Raw genomic sequence first — 19,200 nt, 5'->3', positions numbered from 1 at the left:
GGCTGATCGTTGCCACGGGTAGCAAAAAGCGGAGGTTCACGCGAGCGTGAGCCTCCGCTTTCTCAAGGTGCCGGGTACGGGATTCGAACCCGTATGTCCTTTCGGACAGATGTGTTTGAGACATCCGCGTAAGCCTGTTCCGCCAACCCGGCCAGGTACTCCGCGAGTGTACCGGTTCACCGTTGGTCCCTGCCGCTAGGTAGGCTGCAATGGCACCACCTGCCTGGAACGAGGAGTCCCGTGAGCGCCGCCGAGCCCGAGCAGCCCGTCGCTGATGATGATCAGTCGCACGTCCCGCCCCTGACCACGCGCGTCGTGATCGCCGAGGACGAGGCGCTCATCCGTCTTGATCTCAAAGAGATGCTGGAGGAAGAGGGCTACACCGTCGTCGGCGAGGCCGGGGACGGGCAGACCGCCGTGGAGCTGGCCCGGGAGCACCGTCCCGATCTGGTGATCCTGGACGTGAAGATGCCGGTTCTGGACGGCATCTCGGCGGCCGAGAAGATCGCCGAGGAGAGCATCGCCCCGGTGCTGATGCTGACCGCGTTCTCGCAGCGTGAGCTGGTGGAGCGGGCGCGGGACGCGGGTGCGATGGCGTATCTGGTGAAGCCCTTCTCGAAGAGTGACGTCGTTCCGGCGATCGAGATGGCGGTCAGCCGGTTCACCGAGTTGAAGACGCTGGAGAAGGAGGTCGAGGACCTCACGCAGCGGCTGGAGACGCGGAAGCTGGTGGACCGTGCGAAGAGCATTCTGCAGACGCAGTACGGGCTGACGGAGCCGGCCGCGTTCCGGTGGATCCAGAAGACGTCGATGGATCGTCGGTTGTCGATGCAGCAGGTTGCCGAGGCGGTCATCGAGGACGCCGAGGAGAAGAAGCAGCAGAAGGACCAGTAGCGTCCGGCAAGATCGCGAGCGGCCCCGTACCGGTGATCGGTACGGGGCCGCTTTCGTGTTGCCGGGTGCGGGTGGTGTGCGGGTTCAGTCCTCGCCGAGGTAGGCCTTGCGGACGGACTCGTCGTGGAGGAGGGAGGGGCCGCTGCCGGAGAGGGAGATCCGGCCGATCTCCATGACGTGGGCCTGGTCGGCGAGGGAGAGGGCGGCCTGCGCGTTCTGTTCCACGAGCAGGATGGTGGTGCCCTGGGAGCGGAGTTCGCGGATGGTTGCCATGATTTTCTGCATCATGATCGGCGAGAGCCCCATGGAGGGTTCGTCGAGCATGAGGAGCTTCGGGCGGGACATCAGCGCCCGGCCCATGGCGAGCATTTGCTGTTCGCCGCCGGAGAGGGTGCCGGAGGCTTGTTTGCGGCGTTCGCCGAGGATGGGGAAGAGGTCGTAGACGTGCTGGATGTCGGCCTCGATGCCGGCGGTGTCCTTCCGGAGGAAGGCGCCGAGCTGGAGGTTCTCGGCGATGGTGAGGCGGGGGAAGATGTGCCGGCCTTCGGGGGAGTGGGCGAGGCCGAGGGAGACGATCTTGTGGGCGGGGACGCCGGTGAGCGGCCTGCCGTCGAAGACGATCTTTCCGGAGGTGGGCTTGAGCAGGCCCGAGAGGGTGCGGAGGGTGGTCGTCTTGCCGGCGCCGTTGGTGCCGATCAGGGTGACGGCCTGGCCCTCTTCGACGGAGAACGAGATGCCTTTGACGGCTTCGATCTTGCCGTAGGCGACCCGGAGGTCCTCGACCTCGAGCAGTGCGGTCACTGGGGTCCTCCCTGGGTGCTGGCGGAGTCCTCCGCGTCGGCAGGTGCCGGTTCGGCGACGGCTTCCGCGGCGTGGGCTTCCGCGGCCTCGACCTCGGAGACTTCGGCTTCGCCGGGGTCGCCTTCGAAGGGTTCGCCGAGGTAGGCGGCGATGACCCGCTCGTCGGCCTGGACGACTTCGGAGGTGCCTTCGACGAGCTTTTCGCCCTGGACGAGGACGGCCACGCGGTCGCACAGGTTGAAGACGAAGCGCATGTCGTGCTCGATGAGGAGGACGGCGATGCCCTTGTCCCGGATGGCGAAGACCAGCTCTTCGGTGGCCCGGGTCTCCTGGGGGTTCATACCGGCCGTCGGTTCGTCGAGCAGCAGCAGGCCCGGTTCGGAGGCGAGTGCCCGCGCGATCTCCAGCTTGCGTTGTTCGCCGTAGGGGAGGTTGCGGGCGAGGTGGTCGCGTTTGTGGGCGAGGCCGGTGAATTCGAGGAGTTCCATGGCGCGCTCCTCGGAGGTGCGTTCGGCCTTCTTGAAGCCGGGGCCGCGTAGCAGGGCTGACCAGAGCCCTTCCTTCGTGCGCGTATGACGGCCCACGAGGACGTTTTCGAGGACGGTCATGTTGGCGAAGAGTCGGATGTTTTGGAAGGTGCGGGCGACACCGGCCTGGGTGACGAGGTGGGGTTTGCGGGAGAGGCGGGTGCCTTGGTAGCTGACGGTGCCTTCGGTGGGGACGTAGAGGCCGGTGAGGCAGTTGAAGAAGGTGGTTTTGCCGGCGCCGTTGGGGCCGATGAGGCCGACGATTTCGCCGGTGCCGACGGTGAGGTCGACGCCCCGTACGGCGGTGAGTCCGCCGAAGCGCATGGTGACGCCGGAGGCTTCGAGGACCGTATGGGTGGTGGTCGCGAGGGTGGGTGTGGTCATGGTGTCGTCACGCCTTTGCCTTGGTGACGCCGATGGTCGCGTCTCCGTCGGGGAGGCGCTGATCGGGCACGTCGAGCTGGCCGGTCTCGTGGAATTCGAGCTGCTTCCTGCGGTCGGGGATGAGGCCTTCGGGCCGGAAGCGCATCAGCAGCACGAGGGCGATGCCGAAGAGCAGCAGCTGGTAGTCCTGGAGGAAGTCGAGTTTGGCCGGGATGAGGAAGAGCAGTGCGGCGCCGACGAGGGGTCCGCTGAGGGTTCCCATGCCGCCGAGGATGACGGCGGCGAGGAGGAAGGCGGAGTTGGGGGGCTGGGGGCCGGCGAACTGGAACTGTTCGGGGGTGGCGGTGGTGACGACGTGGGCGTGGACGGTCCCGGCGAGTCCGGCGAGGGCGGCGCCGAGGGCGAAGGCCAGGAGCCGGAGGCGGAAGCTGTTGATGCCCATGGCGATGGCGGCGGTTTCGTCTTCGCGGATGGCGATCCAGGCGCGGCCGATGCGGGAGGCGGCGGCGCGTCGGAAGACGAGCACGACGAAGGCGGTCACGAGGATCATCAGCAGGTAGTAGTTGCCGTAGGTGGCGATGGGGATGCCGAGGATGTCGTGGGGTTCGCCGAAGTTGAAGCCGAAGATCTCCAGGTTGGGGATGTTCGGGATGCCCATGGCGCCGTTGGTGACGTCGGGGCCGGTGGTGCCATTGAGGTTGAGCATGGCGATGCGGAAGATCTCACCGAAGCCGAGGGTGACGATGGCGAGGTAGTCGCCGCGTAGCCGCAGGGTGGGGGCGCCGATGAGGACGCCGAAGACGAGGGAGGCGGCGGCTCCGGTGAGGAGGGCTGCCCAGAAGGGGAACTGGATGCCGAGGGCGGATTCGGCGGAGCCGGAGACGAGGGCCGCGGCGTAGGCGCCGACGCCGAGGAAGGCGACGTATCCGAGGTCGAGCAGGCCGGCGAGGCCGACGACGACGTTGAGGCCCAGGGCGACGGTGGCGAAGATCAGGATGTTGGCCCCGATGATCGTGTACTGGTCGGTGTCCTGGGTGAAGGGGAAGCTGGCGGCGGCGATGAAGGCGGCGGCGAGGGCCGGGCCGCGGTGTTTGTGGGTGAGTGCGGTGAGTCGCGCGATGAGTCCTGCCCGGTTGAGGGCGGGGATGGCGAGCACCATGAAGAGCAGGTAGCCCACGAAGGGAGCGCCGTCGTCGGTGTCGATGCCGTAGGTGAAGGCGAAGAGTCCGGCGGCGAAGGCGCCCGCGATGATGAGGATTTCGGCCCAGGCGGGGAGTTCGCGGGTGCGGCGCTTCACGGGTGTGGCGGCGAGGGCTCCGGTGAAGCGTTGCCAGGCGCCGGTGGGTGGCTGGTCACTGGTGTGGTCGGCGGGCAGTCCGAGGGCGCCGAGGAGGGTGACCAGTGAGGTGAGGCCGGCGAGGAAGCCGCCGGGTTCGAGGTTGACGAGGCCGCCGAGTTGGATCGCGATGGCGATCAGGGTGAACCAGGTGGCGGCGAAGGTGGCGAGGGCGGCGAGGAGTACGGAGGCGTTGCGGCCGCCGGGGGTGAGCCATTGCAGGCCGCGCAGGCCGAGTCCGGCGGTGGCGAGGAGGAGGGTGAGGATGCCGCCGACGAGGGTGACGATCTGCAGGCCGGCGGGGGATCCGTAGTAGGTGAGTTCGCCGGGGAAGTCGTTGCTCCAGGTCCAGGCGAGGCCGGTGGTGACGGCGGTGGCGAGGGCGCCTGCGGCGGTGGTGATGCGGGCGGTGCGTTCGGGGAGGGGGAGCACGCCCGGAGCGGTGTTCTTGGTGGTGTCTGTGGTCATCGCTATCACGCCCGATCCGCGACGCGTTCGCCCAGTAGGCCTTGTGGTCTCAGGAGGAGTACGAGGATGAGGAGGACGAAGGCCCAGACGTCCTTCCAGGCTCCGCCGCCGAATTGCTGCATGCCGGGGATCTCTTCGATGTAGGCGGTGGCGAGGGCTTCGGCGACGCCGAGGACGACGCCGCCGAGCATCGCGCCGTAGATGTTGCCGATACCGCCGAGCACGGCCGCGGTGAACGCCTTGAGGCCCATGATGAAGCCCATGCGGAACTGGACCTCGCCGGTGCGCAGTCCGTAGGCGACGGCGGCGACGCCGGCGAAGGCGGCGCCGATGGCGAAGGCCAGGACGATGATGCGGTCGGTGTTGATGCCCATGAGCTTGGCCGTGTCGGGGTCCTGGGCGGTGGCCTGCATGGCGCGGCCGCTGCGGGTTTTGGCGACGAAGAAGCCGAGGGCGATCATGCAGGCGGGGGCGGCGATGAGGACGAAGATGTCGCCGCGTTGGATGGTGGCGCCCAGGATCTCGAAGGAGTGGCCCTTGAACTGGGGGAAGACGCGGGCCTGTTTGCCGTCGGGGTACCACTTCCAGATGGCTTGCTGGAGACCGATGGACAGGCCGATGGCGGTGATGAGGGGGGCGAGGCGTGGGGCGCCGCGCAGCGGGCGGTAGGCGAAACGTTCCGCTGCGATGCCGACGAGGACGGATACCGCGATGCCGCCGAGGAGCATGATCGGCAGGGCGAGGGCGAGTGAGGTGCCGGCCGGGAGGGCGAGGTAGACGCTGAGCGCTCCGAAGCCGCCGACCATGAAGATCTCGCCGTGGGCGAAGTTGATGAGCTGGACAATTCCGTAGACCATCGTGTAGCCGATCGCGATGAGTCCGTACATCGCGCCGAGGATGAGTCCGTTGGCCAGCTGTTGCGGCAGTTCGTTCACCGCAGGGCCTCCGTTGTGTGGGAGTTACGAGATTCCGGGGTGCCGGTGTGCCACGGGCCGCGCCAAGGTCGTTTGTGGCGTCCTGGCGCGGCCCGCGGTTGTCGGTGGGTGTCTCGTCGGTCGGTCAGCTCTTGTCGAACTTCTTGAATTCCGCGCTGAAGCGGGAGGCCCAGGCGCCCTTGTCGACCTGGTAAGCAGTGATCATGGTGTTGGTGGTGTCGCCGAATTTGTCGAAGGCGACGGGGCCGGTGACGCCGTCGAAGCTGACCTTGTTCATGGCGTCGGAGACCTTCTTGCGGGCGTCGTCGGGCAGCTTGCCGCCGTTGTCGCCGACGACGGCCTTGACGGCCTGGATGAGGGCCCAGGTGGCGTCGTAGGTGGAGCCGCCGTAGGCCTCGTAGGCCTCCTTGAAGCCGGCTGCCTTGTAGTCGGCGATGAACTTCTTGGCGGAGGGGAGTTCTTCGACGGGCTTGCCGACGGAGGAGGCGTAGTCGCCCTGTGCCTTCTTGTTCAGCTTGATGTAGTCGCCGCTGTACATGCCGTCCCCGCCCATGAGGGGAACGGTGACGCCGCCGTCCTTGAGCTGCTGGCTGAGGGGGCCGGAGGCGGGGTATTCGCCGCCGTAGAAGACCAGGTCGGGCTTGGCGGACTTGACCTTGGAGACGACGGCCTTGAAGTCGCGGTCGTCGGGGCTGACGTGTTCGGTGCCGGCGATCTTGCCGCCGAGCTTGGTGAACTGGTCCTTGAAGGAGGAGGCCAGGCCGACGCCGTAGGTCTTCTGGTCGTCGATGACGTAGGCCTTCTTGACCTTCAGCTTTTCGTAGGCGTACTGGCCGTCGAAGGCGCCCTGCACCTCGTCGGTGGTGGCGGTGCGGAAGTACGTGGGGAACTGGCGGACGCGCTTGTTCTTGCGCCAGTCGGGGCCCTGGGTGAGGTCGGGCGTGGTGTTCGCCGGGGATATCAGGGTGAGGTTGTTCTGCTTGGAGACCTGCTGCATGGACTGGGCGACGCCGGAGTTGAGCGGGCCGACGATGCCGAGGACGTCCTTGTCGCCGGCGAGCTTGGTGGTGTTCTGCTGGCCGACGTTGGGCAGGGCCTTGTCGTCGAGGGCTTCGAGTTTGAAGGTGACGCCCTTGACCTCGCCGGCCTTGTTGGCGTTGTCGATGGCGAGCTGGGCGGAGTTGCGGATACCCAGACCCAGGGCGGAGAGCTCCCCTGTGGTGGGGGCGTCGAGGCCGATGACGACGGTGGTCTTTCCGTCGCCGCTCTTGTTGTCGGCACCGCGTGAGCCGCACGCGGAGAGCGTGAGGGCACCGGTGGCGACTGCGGTGGTGAGGATGAGCAAGGAACGGTGACGCACGAGCAGTCCTTTCCCTGGCGCGGCCACAGCTGTCGCATGGCCGATTCGCGCGCCGGGCTGTACGGGGGGCAGACGTGTCCGTTCTCACAGCACGCCCGGCGGCGCGGTGACTGGCGGTGACTCTAGAGCGGTGTTCGTCGCGTCGGCAGAGGCGCTGACCAGGATGTGACGCTCTTGTTATGACCGTCGATGAGTGTTTTGCCGTCATGGTCCTTACCGCTGAGGAGCGAACGCGGTGCGGAGGGCGAACTTGCACTTCCACGGGCGGTTGGGGCGGACGGGGGCAGAGAGACGTCCGGTTATCGGACGGTGCGGGCGCGGGGGAGCCGGGGCCCGTGCGGGGCCTGGGGCGTGGGGTGGGTGCGGGATTGCACGGACGTTACGCAGCGTTACGGACATGCGAACGGCCCCGCTCCCGGGGGCCGGGTACGGGGCCGTAATGGCGGGGCGGCGAGGCGCCGTCCCGGGTGAAATCAGCCGCGGTAGGCGTCGGCGTCGATGTCGCGCAGCATGCAGGTCAGCCGGGCGGTGCAGACGCGCTTGTCGTGTTCGTCGGTGATGACGATTTCGTAGGTGGCGGTGGAGCGGCCGCGGTGTACGGGGGTGGCGACGCCGGTGACCAGGCCGGAGCGGGCGCTGCGGTGATGGGTGCAGTTGAGGTCGACGCCGACGGCGAGCTTGGTGGGGCCGCCGTGCAGCATGGAGCCGACGGAGCCGAGGGTTTCGGCCAGGACGGCGGAGGCGCCGCCGTGCAGGAGTCCGTAGGGCTGGGTGTTGCCCTCGACGGGCATGGTGCCGACGACGCGGTCGGGCGCGGCCTCGGTGACCTGGACGCTCATCCGCTCGCCGAGGTGTCCGGCGGAGAAGAGGGCGGGCAGGTCGAGGCCGAGGCCGGTCCACTGGTCGAGGATCTCCTGCGGAAACTTTGTGGTGCTGTGTTCACCCATGCCTACGGCTCCGTTCGCTCGCCCGTGATCGTCGTCGATCCGTGCCTGTTCCTATCAGGCCCCTGAGCGAGCGCTCGGCGCGGGGTTGTTGTTCCCGCCGGCCGGCCTGGTGGCCGTCAGTCCTGGTGCGGGCTTTCCAGGCGGATCACCACGGACTTGGCCGCGGGGGTGTTGCTGGTGTCGGCGGTGTGGTCGAGCGGGATGAGGACATTGGTCTCGGGGTAGTAGGCGGCCGCGCAGCCGCGGGCCGTCGGGTAGTGCACGACACGGAAGCCGGGCGCCCGCCGCTCGCTGCCGTCCGTCCATTCGCTGACCAGGTCGGTGTACGCGCCGTCGGCCAGGCCCCGTTCGCGGGCGTCGTCGGGGTGGACGAGCACCACGCGGCGGCCGTTCTTGATGCCGCGGTAGCGGTCGTTGAGGCCGTAGATGGTGGTGTTGTACTGGTCGTGGGAGCGCAGCGTCTGCAGCAGCAGCCGTCCTTCGGGGACGGTGGGGTATTCGACGGGCGCGGCCGTGAAGTTGGCCTTCCCGGTGGCGGTGGGGAAACTGCGGTTGTCCCGGGGGGCGTGCGGGAGGGCGAAGCCTCCGGGGTGGGCGACCTTGGCGTTGAAGTCCTCGAAGCCGGGGATGACATGGGCGATGCGGTCGCGGATCGTCGCGTAGTCCTTCTCGAACTCCCCCCAGGGAGTACGGCTGTTGTCGCCCAGGACGCGGCGGGCCAGACGGGCCACGATGGCGGTCTCGGACAGCAACTGGGGGCTCGCGGGTGCCAGGCGGCCGCGGGAGGCGTGCACCATGCCCATGGAGTCCTCGACGGTCACGAACTGCTCGGTGCTTTTCCCGTTCGGGCCGACCTGCACATCGCGCTCCGTACGGCCCAGCGTCGGCAGGATCAGCGCGCGGGCGCCGGTGATCGCGTGCGAGCGGTTGAGCTTGGTGGAGACGTGGACGGTCAGCCGGGCGCGGCGCATGGCGGCCTCGGTGACGTCGGTGTCGGGGGTGGCGGCGACGAAGTTGCCGCCCATGGCGAAGAACACCTTGGCCTGTCCGTCGCGCAGGGCGCGGATGGCGCGGACGACGTCGAGGCCGTGTTCGCGGGGCGGCGCGAAGCCGAACTCCTTTTCCAGGGCGTCGAGGAAGGCGGGCGCGGGCCGTTCGAAGATGCCCATGGTGCGGTCGCCCTGGACGTTGCTGTGGCCGCGTACGGGGCAGACGCCGGCTCCGGGGCGGCCGATGTTGCCGCGCAGAAGAAGGAAGTTGACGACTTCCTGGATGGTGGGGACGGAGTGCTTGTGCTGGGTCAGGCCCATCGCCCAGCACACGATCGTGCGGCGGGAGGCGAGGACCATGGCCAGCGCGCGGTCGATCTCCTCGCGGGTCAGGCCGGTGGCGCGCAGCGTCTCGTCCCAGTCGTCGTCGTCGCGCGCGGTTGCCGCGAACTCTTCGAAGCCGTGGGTGTGTTCGCGGATGAATTCCTCGTCGACGGCTCCGTCGGTGGCCAGGATCTGGCGGTTGAGGGCGCGGAAGAGGGCCTGGTCGCCGCCGAGGCGTACCTGGAGGAAGAGGTCGGTCAGGGGCGTGCCGCCGCCGGCCAGACCGCGCGGGGTCTGCGGGTTCTTGAAGCGTTCCAGGCCGGCCTCGGGGAGCGGATTGATCGAGATGATCTTTGTGCCGCCGGCCTTGGCCTTCTCCAGGGCGGTGAGCATCCGGGGGTGGTTCGTGCCCGGGTTCTGGCCGGCGACGATGATCAGGTCGGCCTTGTAGAGGTCCTCCAGCAGGACGCTGCCCTTGCCGATGCCGATGGTCTCCGTCAGGGCGGAGCCGGACGACTCGTGGCACATGTTGGAGCAGTCGGGGAGGTTGTTGGTGCCGAATTCGCGGGCGAAGAGCTGGTAGAGGAAGGCGGCCTCGTTGCTGGTGCGGCCGGAGGTGTAGAAGACGGCCTCGTCGGGGGAGTCGAGGGCGGTCAGCTCCTCGCCGATGATGTCGAAAGCCTGCTCCCAGGGGACGGGAACGTAGTGGTCGGCGCCCTCGGCCAGGTACATGGGGTGGGTGAGGCGGCCCTGCTGGCCGAGCCAGTAGCCACTGCGGGTGGCGAGGTCGGCGACGGGGTGGTCGGCGAAGAAGTCCGGGGTGACGCGGCGCAGGGTGGCCTCTTCGGCGACGGCCTTGGCGCCGTTCTCGCAGAATTCGGCGGTGTGCGGCTTGTCGGGCTCGGGCCAGGCGCAGCCGGGGCAGTCGAAGCCGTCCGGCTGGTTGACGCGCAGGAGGGTCAGGGCGGTACGGCGCACGCCCATCTGCTGCTGCGCGATGCGCAGGGCGTGGGTGATGGCCGGCAGACCGACGGCGGAGTGCTGGGGTTCGCTGACCTCGGGCGCGTCCTGGATGGGGTCCGACGCGGGCGGCTTGCCTGCCATGGCGCTCTCCCTTGAGCCTTGAGCTGGTGCTCGCTCCGCCGGGGCGTGGCGGATCGTTGCCGTACACATCCGATCCTGTCACGGACGGGGCGGAGCGGTGTAGGGGTGATCGCGGGGATCGGTGGTCCGGGGCGCCGGCCGGGGTGTACGGCGCGGGCGGCGGGCGGCGGGCGGCGGGGGACCGGGGGTGGGCGGCAGGGGCCGGGGCGGCGTACGGCAGGGGCGGGAGCCGTCGCGGCGGGGATTGTCAGTGGGGCGTGGCAGGATCGGGGGCGTGGCAGCAAAGGCAGCGAAGAAGAGCGAAGCGACCGGCACCGAGGCGGCGGCGGGCGGCCGTCCCCGCCTGCTCCTGATGGACGGGCATTCCATGGCATACCGGGCGTTCTTCGCCCTGCCCGTGGAGAATTTCACGACCGTCACGGGACAACCGACCAATGCGATCTACGGCTTCGCGTCGATGCTCGCGAACACCCTGCGCGACGAGGCGCCCACGCATTTCGCGGTGGCCTTCGACGTCTCGCGCAAGACCTGGCGCTCCGAGGAGTTCCCGGACTACAAGGCGAACCGCTCCAAGACCCCCGACGAGTTCAAGGGCCAGGTCGAGCTGATCGGCGAGATGCTCGACGCGATGCGGGTCAAGCGGTTCGCGGTGGAGGGCTTCGAGGCCGACGACGTCATCGCCACGCTCACGGAGCAGGCCACCGCGCAGGGCTTCGAGGTCTCGATCGTCACCGGCGACCGCGACTCCTTCCAGCTGGTCTCCGACAACGTCACGGTGCTCTACCCCACCAAGGGCGTCTCGGAGCTGACGCGCTTCACCCCGGAGAAGGTCGTCGAGAAGTACGGCCTGACCCCCTCCCAGTACCCCGACTTCGCGGCGCTGCGCGGCGACCCGTCCGACAACCTCCCCGGCATCCCGGGCGTCGGTGAGAAGACCGCCACGAAGTGGATCAACCAGTTCGGTTCGTTCGCCGAGTTGGTGGAGCGCGCCGAGGAGGTCAAGGGCAAGGCGGGCGCCAATCTGCGTGAGCACCTGGAGGCGGTGAAGCTCAACCGCCGACTGACGGAGATGGTGCGCGATGTCGAGCTGTCGTGCGGCCCGGAGGCGCTGACCCGCGAGCCCTACGACCGTGAGGCGCTCACGGTCTTCCTCAATGCGCTGGAGATCCGCAACCAGGGCCTGCGGGACCGGCTGCACTCCGTCGACCCGGGCGCCGAGGAGGCCGCCGAGGAGGCCACCCCGGCCGCCGGCGTCGAGGTGGACGGCACGGTCGTCGGTCCGGGCGAACTCGCTCCGTGGCTGGCCGAACACGGCACCGGACCGCTGGGCGTGTCCACCGTCGATGCTTGGAGCCTGGGCAGCGGCAGCGTCGCCGAGGTGGCGCTGGCCGCCCCCGACGGCCCGGCCGCCTGGTTCGACCCGTCCCAGCTCGACGAGGCCGATGAGCAGGCCTTCGCCGCCTGGAGCGCGGACGCCGCCCGACCCAAGGTGATGCACAACGCCAAGGGCCTGATGCGGGTCTTCGGCGAGCACGGCTGGCGGATCGACGGCGTCACCATGGACACGGCGCTGGCCGCCTATCTGGTCAAGCCCGGCCGCCGCTCCTTCGCCCTGGACGCCCTGTCCATCGAATACCTCGGGCGCGATCTCGCCCCGGCCGCGGCCGGCGACGGGCAGCTGGCGTTCGGTGCGGACGAGGAGGCCGAGGCGGACGCCCTGATGGCGCAGGCGCGCACGGTCCTCGACCTGGGGACGGCCTTCGAGGCCAAGCTCGCGGAGGTCGGCGCGGCCGAGCTGCTGCGCGATGTGGAGCTGCCGACCAGCGAGCTGCTGGCCCGGATGGAGCGCGCCGGTATCGCCGCGGACCGGGGCTGGCTGGAGCGGATGGAGCAGCAGTTCGCGGGCGCGGTGCAGCAGGCCGTGCAGGAGGCGCATGCCGCCGTGGGCCATGAGTTCAACCTGGGCTCGCCCAAGCAGCTGCAAGAGGTTCTCTTCGGTGAGCTGGGCCTGCCCAAGACCAAGAAGACCAAGACCGGCTACACCACCGACGCCGACGCACTGGCCTGGCTGGCCGCGCAGACCGAGAACGAACTCCCGGTGATCATGCTCAGGCACCGTGAGCAGGCCAAGCTGCGCACCACGGTCGAGGGCCTGATCAAGACCATCGCCGCGGACGGCCGGATCCACACCACCTTCAACCAGACCGTGGCCGCCACCGGCCGGCTGTCCTCCACGGACCCCAACCTGCAGAACATCCCGGTGCGTACGGACGAGGGCCGGGCGATCCGCCGCAGCTTCGTCGTCGGCGAGGGCTTCGAATCGCTGCTGACCGCCGACTACAGCCAGATCGAGCTGCGGGTGATGGCCCATCTCTCCGAGGACGAGGGCCTGATCGAGGCGTTCACCTCCGGTGAGGACCTGCACACCACCGTCGCCTCCCATGTCTTCTCGGTCGGCAAGGACCAGGTCGACCCGGAGATGCGCCGCAAGATCAAGGCGATGTCCTACGGCCTGGCGTACGGCCTGTCGGCCTTCGGCCTCTCCCAGCAGCTGGGCATCCAGCCCGACGAGGCCCGCAAGCTGATGGACAACTACTTCGAGCGGTTCGGCGGGGTGCGCGACTACCTCCGGCGCGTGGTGGAGGAGGCCCGCGCCACCGGCTATACGGAGACGGTGCTCGGCCGCCGCCGCTACCTCCCCGACCTCAACAGCGACAACCGCCAGCGCCGCGAAATGGCCGAGCGGATGGCGCTGAACGCACCGATCCAGGGCACCGCCGCCGACATCGTCAAGATCGCGATGCTGCGGGTCGACGCGGCACTGCGCGCGGCGAAGCTGAAGTCGCGGATGCTGCTCCAGGTCCACGACGAAATCGTCGTCGAGGTGGCCCCGGGCGAACGCGAGAAGGTCGAGGAACTGGTCCGCAGGGAGATGGCCGCGGCGGTCGAACTGAGGGCCCCGCTGGATGTCTCGGTCGGCTCCGGCAAGGACTGGGAGTCGGCGGCGCACTGAGGCGGAGGCGGGCCGGGAAGGGAGCAGGGAAGGCAGGGCCCCGCTCCGCCCCGGCTCTGCCGGCCGCAACCCGGCCCGCACGGCGTCGAGTTCCGGCCCGGTCCGGCCCGCCCGGCGGTGGCCGGATCACGGTCGTTGCCTGACGCGTCGTGGATCTTGTCGACGGCGCAAGCGCTCTGCTTTGATCACCCCGTGATGCGCCGTGTCGCCCGAGTCCTGGGCACCTACGTCTCCCGCAATCCGGTCACCACTGCATATGTCGGACTGCTGTTGTTGACCCATCTGTGGTGCACTTCGGTGCTGTCCACCGCGGAGGCGCAGCGAGTGGTGCTCGGCGTCAGTACCAATCTGGACAATCTTCACGACCGTCCGGTCCGTGTACTGGCGGGCAGCATGCTGTTCTTTGACGGCACTCTGACCGAATTCACCTCACTTGCCTTCGTCGGCACGCTGATCACGCTCGGCATCGGCGTCAGCGTGTGCCTGGCATGGCTGGAACGGCGATACGGAGCGGGGCGTGCCTTCGGCATCTTCGTCCTGGGACACCTCACTGCCACGCTGCTCACCGTGCCGTTGATCCACGTGGCCATCGCCCACGGCTGGTACCCGGACAGCGTTCGGCACGCCACCGACTTCGGGATCAGTTACGGGGCCGAGGCGGTGCTTGCGACGGGGGCACTCCTGCTGAAGCGGGCGCGGTGGCTCGCGGCGGCCGGGGTCGTCGCCTGGCCGGTGACCGGCGGCGACTGGAGCGGTGTGCTGCCCGACTTCACCACCGTCGGTCATCTGCTGGCGGCAGCCATCGGCTTCGCCTGCGGTGCGTGCCTGCTGCGAGCCGCCCGGCGCGCTGCCCCGACCCCGGCGCAGCAGCCCGACGCGACTCTCGTCGAGTAGCCCGACGTCGTGCAGCGGGCGCGGGTGCACAGCAGGCTCCCCGGGTGCCATCACTCGGAGGAGGACGCCCTCGTTCCTGAGGCGGACGCGGCACCCGGCGCGGACCCCGTCCGGGATGCGGACCGGTCCGCCGGCCTCGGCAGCCGCACCGAGGCCCCGTGGCCGGCTGCCCGGGTGCGGCGCGGGTGGCGGTGCAGCAGCCGTACGGCCACCGCGTAGAGCGGCAGCCCGAGGGCGAGGCCGGCGCCGGCGCCGAAGAGTACGGACGGGATGTAGTCGAACCAGGTCGCCGCGTCGCCGTAGGTGGCGTGTGCCCGCAGGGTGCGGTGCAGGGCGCCGAGGAGTACGCACACGGCGAGCGGAGCGGCCACCAGCAGCCGCTGCCGGACGGTCAGGGCGGGGATGGCGGCGGGCGCCGCCGGCCCCGCACCAGCACCCCTGCCCGCGCCCTCACCCCGCAGCGCCGACCACACGAACCACCCCATCCCCGCCAGCGCGAGCGCCGACGTGCCGTACTGCAGATATGTGGCGACCGGGAACCCGGCCACGGTCCGGTCCAGGCCGGGTATCAGCCGGGTGCCCCAGCGGCCCGGGTGGGTGAAGGCGTCCCAGACCACATGAGTGGTGGCGCCGAGCACCGCCGAGAGGAGGAACCAGCCGGTCAGCGCGGCCAGTTCACCGGGTCCGCGCGGCTTCCAGGGGCGCCCATGGGCGAACGCCCGGACCCGTCCGCGCCACGCCCGGGGCAGCAGTTCCAGCAACGGTTCGCGCAACAACAGCCAGCCCCCGACCAACGCCGCGGTGAACAGGACGTCCACCGTCAGCACGCCGAACAGCGAGTGGGTGACCTCGCCGAACTCCATGGCACCCGGCACCAGAGTGTCCGCGTAGTACGTCATGTCCGGCGCGAACGACCCCGCGACGAGCGCCGAGGCGACCAACGGACCGCGTGCTGCGCCGGTCCGCCGGATGGCCGGGAGCACAGCGGCGGCATGGCTGAGCGTGAACGGCATGGTGCTTCCCCTTGATCGATTCGGATCATTATGTGTCCGATGAGGGTGGTAGATGCCGGGCCCGAGTTGTCGTAGTGTCGCCTGAGTTGGAGCGCTGGGGAGCGCGACACCGCGTCAGCAACGCGGTGGGGCAACGCGGAGGGGACCACATATGGCAGCCACATTCCGGCGGCGGCTCCGAAGGGGAGCGGCCACGACGGCCGTGGTGGCCTTGGTGCTCGCCGCCCTGACCGCCTCTCAGGCGCCGGCCGCCACCGGGAGCGCGGCCGGCGAGGAACAGGAACCGACCCCGCCCCCTGCCGACACCCCCATCGACGGCGGCTCGACATACTTCACCGATCGGCCGCCCTTCAAGAGCCCGGCGCCGCCCAACGGTTCGCACAAAACCGGCCATGGCCCCGCCCTCGGCACCGGCCCCGCCGAGGCCGGCATCCCCGCCACCGTCCTCGCCGCCTACAAGAAGGCCGAATCCCGGATCGGCGCGTCCGACCCGGGCTGCCGGCTGCCCTGGCAGCTGCTCGCCGGAATCGGCAAGGTCGAATCCGGCCAGGCGCGCGGCGGAGCGGTCGACGCCGAGGGCACGACCCTCCAGCCGATCCTCGGCCCGCAGCTCAACGGCCATGGCTTCGCCCGGATCACCGACACCGACCACGGCCGCTACGACGGCGACCTCACCCACGACCGCGCCGTGGGCCCGATGCAGTTCATCCCCTCCACCTGGTCCGAGGGCGGCCCTGACAGCAGCGGTTGGGGCGCCGACGGCAACGGCGACGGCAAGAAGGACCCCAACAACGTCTACGACGCGGCGCTCGCCGCCGGCCGCTACCTCTGCGCCAACGGCCGCGACCTCTCGGCCCAGCGCGACCTGAACCGGGCGATCCTCGGCTACAACAACTCCGAGGAATATCTGCGGACCGTGCTGTCCTGGTTCGAGTTCTACCGCCACGGCACCCACGAGGTGCCGGACGGCAAGGGCGTGCTCCCGGTGCACCGGCGCGGCTCCGGCGCGACCGGCGGCGACAACCACGCCCCGGCCGGCGGCGGTAAGGGCCATGGCCGGGGCTCCGGCAAGGCGCCCGGCAAGGGCCCGAAGCCCGGCGGATCCGGCACACCCGGCAAGGGAAAGCCGAACGAGCCCGGCACGCCGGGAGGTTCGGACGGCACCGGACCCACACCGGGCGGCGGCACGGGGAAGCCCACCGACAAGCCCACCCCCAAGCCGCCCACCAAGCCCGCCCCGCTCACCGCCCTCCAACGGGTCGGCGCCAAGGACCTCAGCGCCACCGCCGGCACCGAGTTCGCCACGTCACCGCAGGTGCGCGCCGAGGACTCCGCGGGCAAGCCGGTCGCCGGCGCCCCCGTCCGCTTCACCCTCCCCGCCTCCACCGACGCCCGCTTCCCCGACGACGCGACCACCGTCACCGTCACCACGGACAAGAACGGCCTGGCCACCGCGCCCACACTGCGCGCGGGCGACAAGGCCGGCGCCTTCGCCATCCGTGCGACGGCCCTCGGCCGTACCGTGCCCGCCGTAGACTTCGGCGCCACCGTCAAGGCAAAGCCGGCGCCGAAGGCCGACAAGCTCGCCCGTACCTCGGACAAGGAGCTCACGGCGACCGCCGGCCAGGCCTTCGCGGAGGACGCGGTCGAGGTCAAGGCGACGTACCAGGACAAGATCGCGGCGGGTGTGCCGGTCACCGCGACCATGGTCACCGACGACCCGAAGAACCCCGTGGAGAACGACAAGGGCCCCTACTTCAAGGACCCCGAGGCAACCGGCGACGACAAGGACAAGCCGGTCCGCACACTCACCGGGCTCACCACGGACGCCGACGGCCTGCTCAAGCTCCCGAAGATCTACACGGACGCGCACGCCGGGACCTTCCTGCTGCGGCTGACCACCGCCGACGGCACCGTCCTCACCATCAAGCTGAAGGTCGCCGCCCCGGCCGGGTCGTAACGAGCCGCCCGGCCCTCGCCACCACGGAGGCAGCTCCTCCGGCCGGCCTCCGCGCCCGGCCCGGCACCGCAGTCCCACCGCCGTCCCGCCCGCCGTCCAGGGCGGGACGGCGGTGCAACGTGTTCTCATCTCAGCCGCCCGTTGCTACGGTGCCCCCGCCCTGACGCCATCGGGGGCCCGGGGACGTCCCCCGGACAGGCACAGCAGCTCTCCGGGAGGCCGCCCATGCGCGCCCTGACAGCAGCCGCGGCCGGACTGGCCGCGGCGCTCGCCCTCATCTTCACGATCACCGCGATCGGCGCGCCCAGCGGCACGGCCTCGCCCAAACCGCTGCTGACCACCGTCCCCAAGCACCCCTGAGGGAGGGACGCCACCGCCATGCGCCGCACTGTGCCCACTACGGGGACAACCCCCACACCCCCGGCCGGTTCCCACACCGCCGATCCCGCCCGCCGTACAGCAGCGAGGGGGATGCGCCGCAGGGCGAGCCTGGTGCTGCTCGCCCTCGCCGTCTTCTTCACCGCCCTGTCCCCGCTGATGCGTTGGTACGCCTTCCCGCGGCTCGCCAAGATCCCGCCCAGCCAGTACCAGGACACGGTCCTGGAGGCCAGGCCCGCCACCCTCATCGACTACGGGACGATGAAGGCCAAGCAGGTCCCCAAGGTCACCATCGTGCAGACCCTCAAGGGCGATGTCGCCGCATCCGACCGGATCGAGCAGACCGCGGGCCGCGACGTCGTCGTCTGGGACGCCCTGTCCTACGTCGCCGGCCCCGACGGCAAGATGGTCTCCGAAATCCCCGAGCGCTACATCTTCGACGCGCACTCCCAGGAACCCGTGCACGCCACCGGCGAGATGGTCGACGGCGACCCGGTACGCCGCGAAGGCATCGAGTACAAGTGGCCGTTCCTCACCGAGAAGCGCGACTACACCTACTTCGACGCCCAGACCCGGACCTCGGCCCCCATCCACTACAAGGGGACGCGCACCTTCCGCGGCCTGGAGGTCTACTACTTCGAGCAGACCATCCCCTGGACCAAGGTCCCGCTCCCCAAGAAGATGCCGGTCAAGGGCATCACCCCGGAGTCCGTCAAGAAGATGGGCACCACCCGCTGGTACACCACCAAGCGGATGTTCTGGGTGGACCCGGTCACCGGCGCACCGGTCAACGGCCAGGAGAACCACAAGGAGGAGCTGCGCGGCGGCGATCTGCTGCCCGGTGGCGGCAAGGTCACCGCGTTCGCCGGCCATGTGAAGATGCGCGACGACTACGTCGACTCCATCGTGGCCCTGGTGACCTCCCAGCGCACCCTGGTCCTGCTGCTCACCAGCTACCTCCCCTGGGGGTTCCTGGTCCTCGGGGCGGCGCTGCTCGCACTGAGCCTGCACCTCGAAGCCCGCAGCCGCCGCCCCGGTGCGTCGGCCCGGCGGCCCTCGTCCGCACTGTCGCCGGCGCCCGACGACGGCGTTGTCAGTGGCGGCCCGTAACGTGAACACATGACGTTGGCGAACTGCCCGGTCACCGACGAAGTCATCGCACAGCTCGTGGAGTTGACCCACCTGGCCTGCGACGACACCCCGTCGGATGCCCGGGACCACGCTCACCACGAGCACCGCGCCCACACACCCGCCGCCGGCCTCTCTGACGGACCCATCGAGTCCGTCGACTCCTTGGACGGCATTGAGGCCTTCGACGCCTTCCTGACCACCCACGGATGGCGCTACTCCGAATTCGACGACTCCTACGAAACCGCCGCCGGACAGGTCATCTGGTCGGGCCACTACGACGGGGACCCGGGCCCGTCCGGCCAGACCACCTGGGCGACCTTCAGCGTCTACGACCCCGAGTACGACGGTGTGTCCGACGCCGACCACCTCGCCGCGGTCTGGGGCCGGGCCCGCGGCTGGACCCTCCACCCCGACCAGGGCCGCAGCCGGCTGGACGCCGACTGGCAGGCCGCCGCCGCGCTCCTCACCGCGCGCTTCGGCCCCCCCAGCGCCATGACCAGCCGCCCCGACCCGGCCGACGGCACCCCCGACGCCGACCTGCACTTCGCCCTCTGGCGCGGCGGCGACCGGCTCCTGTGCCTCGCCCAGGACGCCGACCCTGTCTGCTATTCCTGCTTCCTCCGCAATGTGCTGGTGGTCGTACCGGCCGACAGGGACACGGCGCTGCCGGGGCCGGAGACGCTGAGCGAGTGGTATGCGGCCAAGCTGCGGGGAGAGGGGGTCGCAGCCTGACTCCGTGCAC

Annotated in this window: 15 protein-coding genes and 1 tRNA gene; 7 read left to right on the top strand and 9 right to left on the bottom strand. The window is 69.9% G+C overall.

What is annotated here, in order from left to right; translation table 11 throughout:
- Window positions 1-68: 68 nt before the first annotated feature.
- Window positions 69-152 (bottom strand) — tRNA-Leu (locus tag KI385_RS12535).
- An 88-nt stretch (window positions 153-240) separates the two neighbouring features.
- Between KI385_RS12535 and KI385_RS12530 the strand changes: the two genes are divergently transcribed.
- Window positions 241-894 carry an ANTAR domain-containing response regulator gene (locus KI385_RS12530; RefSeq protein WP_128510363.1) on the top strand — a complete coding sequence of 218 codons (654 nt, stop codon included), beginning with the start codon at window positions 241-243 and terminating at the stop codon, window positions 892-894.
- Window positions 895-978: 84 nt separating this feature from the next.
- Here KI385_RS12530 and KI385_RS12525 read toward each other — a convergent pair whose 3' ends face one another.
- The 7 genes from KI385_RS12525 to KI385_RS12495 form a co-directional block, all read right to left on the bottom strand.
- The gene (locus KI385_RS12525; protein ID WP_238572256.1) at window positions 979-1,695 is read right to left on the bottom strand and encodes an ABC transporter ATP-binding protein; all 717 of its coding nucleotides are present in this window, start codon (window positions 1,693-1,695) and stop codon (window positions 979-981) included.
- Window positions 1,692-2,606, bottom strand: a complete 915-nt coding sequence (locus KI385_RS12520) for an ABC transporter ATP-binding protein (protein WP_238572255.1) — start codon at window positions 2,604-2,606, stop codon at window positions 1,692-1,694. The genes KI385_RS12525 and KI385_RS12520 overlap by 4 nt, the downstream gene beginning before the upstream one ends.
- A 7-nt stretch (window positions 2,607-2,613) precedes the next feature.
- Window positions 2,614-4,410 (bottom strand): branched-chain amino acid ABC transporter permease, encoded by a 1,797-nt coding sequence (locus KI385_RS12515; protein ID WP_238572254.1) that lies wholly within the window; start codon window positions 4,408-4,410, stop codon window positions 2,614-2,616.
- Window positions 4,411-4,415: 5 nt separating this feature from the next.
- Window positions 4,416-5,345, bottom strand: coding sequence for a branched-chain amino acid ABC transporter permease (locus tag KI385_RS12510; RefSeq protein WP_128510359.1), 930 nt, complete (start codon window positions 5,343-5,345; stop codon window positions 4,416-4,418).
- A gap of 124 nt (window positions 5,346-5,469) precedes the next feature.
- Complete coding sequence (locus tag KI385_RS12505; RefSeq protein ID WP_238577679.1) at window positions 5,470-6,690, bottom strand: branched-chain amino acid ABC transporter substrate-binding protein; 1,221 nt, start codon at window positions 6,688-6,690, stop codon at window positions 5,470-5,472.
- A gap of 488 nt (window positions 6,691-7,178) precedes the next feature.
- Window positions 7,179-7,652: a PaaI family thioesterase gene (locus tag KI385_RS12500; RefSeq protein ID WP_238572253.1), complete on the bottom strand. Its 474-nt coding sequence runs from the start codon at window positions 7,650-7,652 to the stop codon at window positions 7,179-7,181.
- Window positions 7,653-7,768: 116 nt separating this feature from the next.
- Window positions 7,769-10,069, bottom strand: a complete 2,301-nt coding sequence (locus KI385_RS12495) for an FdhF/YdeP family oxidoreductase (protein WP_238572252.1) — start codon at window positions 10,067-10,069, stop codon at window positions 7,769-7,771.
- Between the two features lie 352 nt (window positions 10,070-10,421).
- On the opposite strand from KI385_RS12495, the gene polA reads away from it, so the two are divergent.
- Both polA and KI385_RS12485 read left to right on the top strand, forming a co-directional pair.
- Window positions 10,422-13,082 carry a DNA polymerase I gene (gene polA / locus KI385_RS12490; RefSeq protein ID WP_238577678.1) on the top strand — a complete coding sequence of 887 codons (2,661 nt, stop codon included), beginning with the start codon at window positions 10,422-10,424 and terminating at the stop codon, window positions 13,080-13,082.
- Between the two features lie 195 nt (window positions 13,083-13,277).
- On the top strand, window positions 13,278-13,976 hold the full coding sequence (locus KI385_RS12485; protein WP_238577677.1) for a rhomboid-like protein: 699 nt from the start codon (window positions 13,278-13,280) through the stop codon (window positions 13,974-13,976).
- 50 nt (window positions 13,977-14,026) lie between these two features.
- Here KI385_RS12485 and KI385_RS12480 read toward each other — a convergent pair whose 3' ends face one another.
- On the bottom strand, window positions 14,027-14,989 hold the full coding sequence (locus KI385_RS12480; RefSeq protein ID WP_238572251.1) for a DUF4184 family protein: 963 nt from the start codon (window positions 14,987-14,989) through the stop codon (window positions 14,027-14,029).
- Between the two features lie 151 nt (window positions 14,990-15,140).
- Between KI385_RS12480 and KI385_RS12475 the strand changes: the two genes are divergently transcribed.
- The 4 genes from KI385_RS12475 to KI385_RS12460 all read left to right on the top strand — a co-directional run bounded on the left by KI385_RS12475 (window position 15,141) and on the right by KI385_RS12460 (window position 19,190).
- Window positions 15,141-16,949, top strand: a complete 1,809-nt coding sequence (locus KI385_RS12475; RefSeq protein WP_238572250.1) for a lytic transglycosylase domain-containing protein — start codon at window positions 15,141-15,143, stop codon at window positions 16,947-16,949.
- A gap of 225 nt (window positions 16,950-17,174) precedes the next feature.
- Window positions 17,175-17,309 carry an SPW_0924 family protein gene (locus KI385_RS12470; protein ID WP_238572249.1) on the top strand — a complete coding sequence of 45 codons (135 nt, stop codon included), beginning with the start codon at window positions 17,175-17,177 and terminating at the stop codon, window positions 17,307-17,309.
- A gap of 111 nt (window positions 17,310-17,420) precedes the next feature.
- Window positions 17,421-18,437: a cell envelope lipid trafficking protein PgfA gene (gene pgfA / locus KI385_RS12465; protein ID WP_238577676.1), complete on the top strand. Its 1,017-nt coding sequence runs from the start codon at window positions 17,421-17,423 to the stop codon at window positions 18,435-18,437.
- A gap of 9 nt (window positions 18,438-18,446) precedes the next feature.
- The gene (locus KI385_RS12460; RefSeq protein WP_238572248.1) at window positions 18,447-19,190 is read left to right on the top strand and encodes a hypothetical protein; all 744 of its coding nucleotides are present in this window, start codon (window positions 18,447-18,449) and stop codon (window positions 19,188-19,190) included.
- The last annotated feature ends 10 nt before the right edge of the window (window positions 19,191-19,200 follow it).

Source organism: Streptomyces inhibens (genome assembly GCF_022221585.1).
GTDB classification, from domain to species: Bacteria; Actinomycetota; Actinomycetes; order Streptomycetales; family Streptomycetaceae; genus Streptomyces; species Streptomyces inhibens.
Note: the sequence above shows the minus strand (reverse complement) of the source record. Positions and strands in the feature narration are given on the sequence as shown.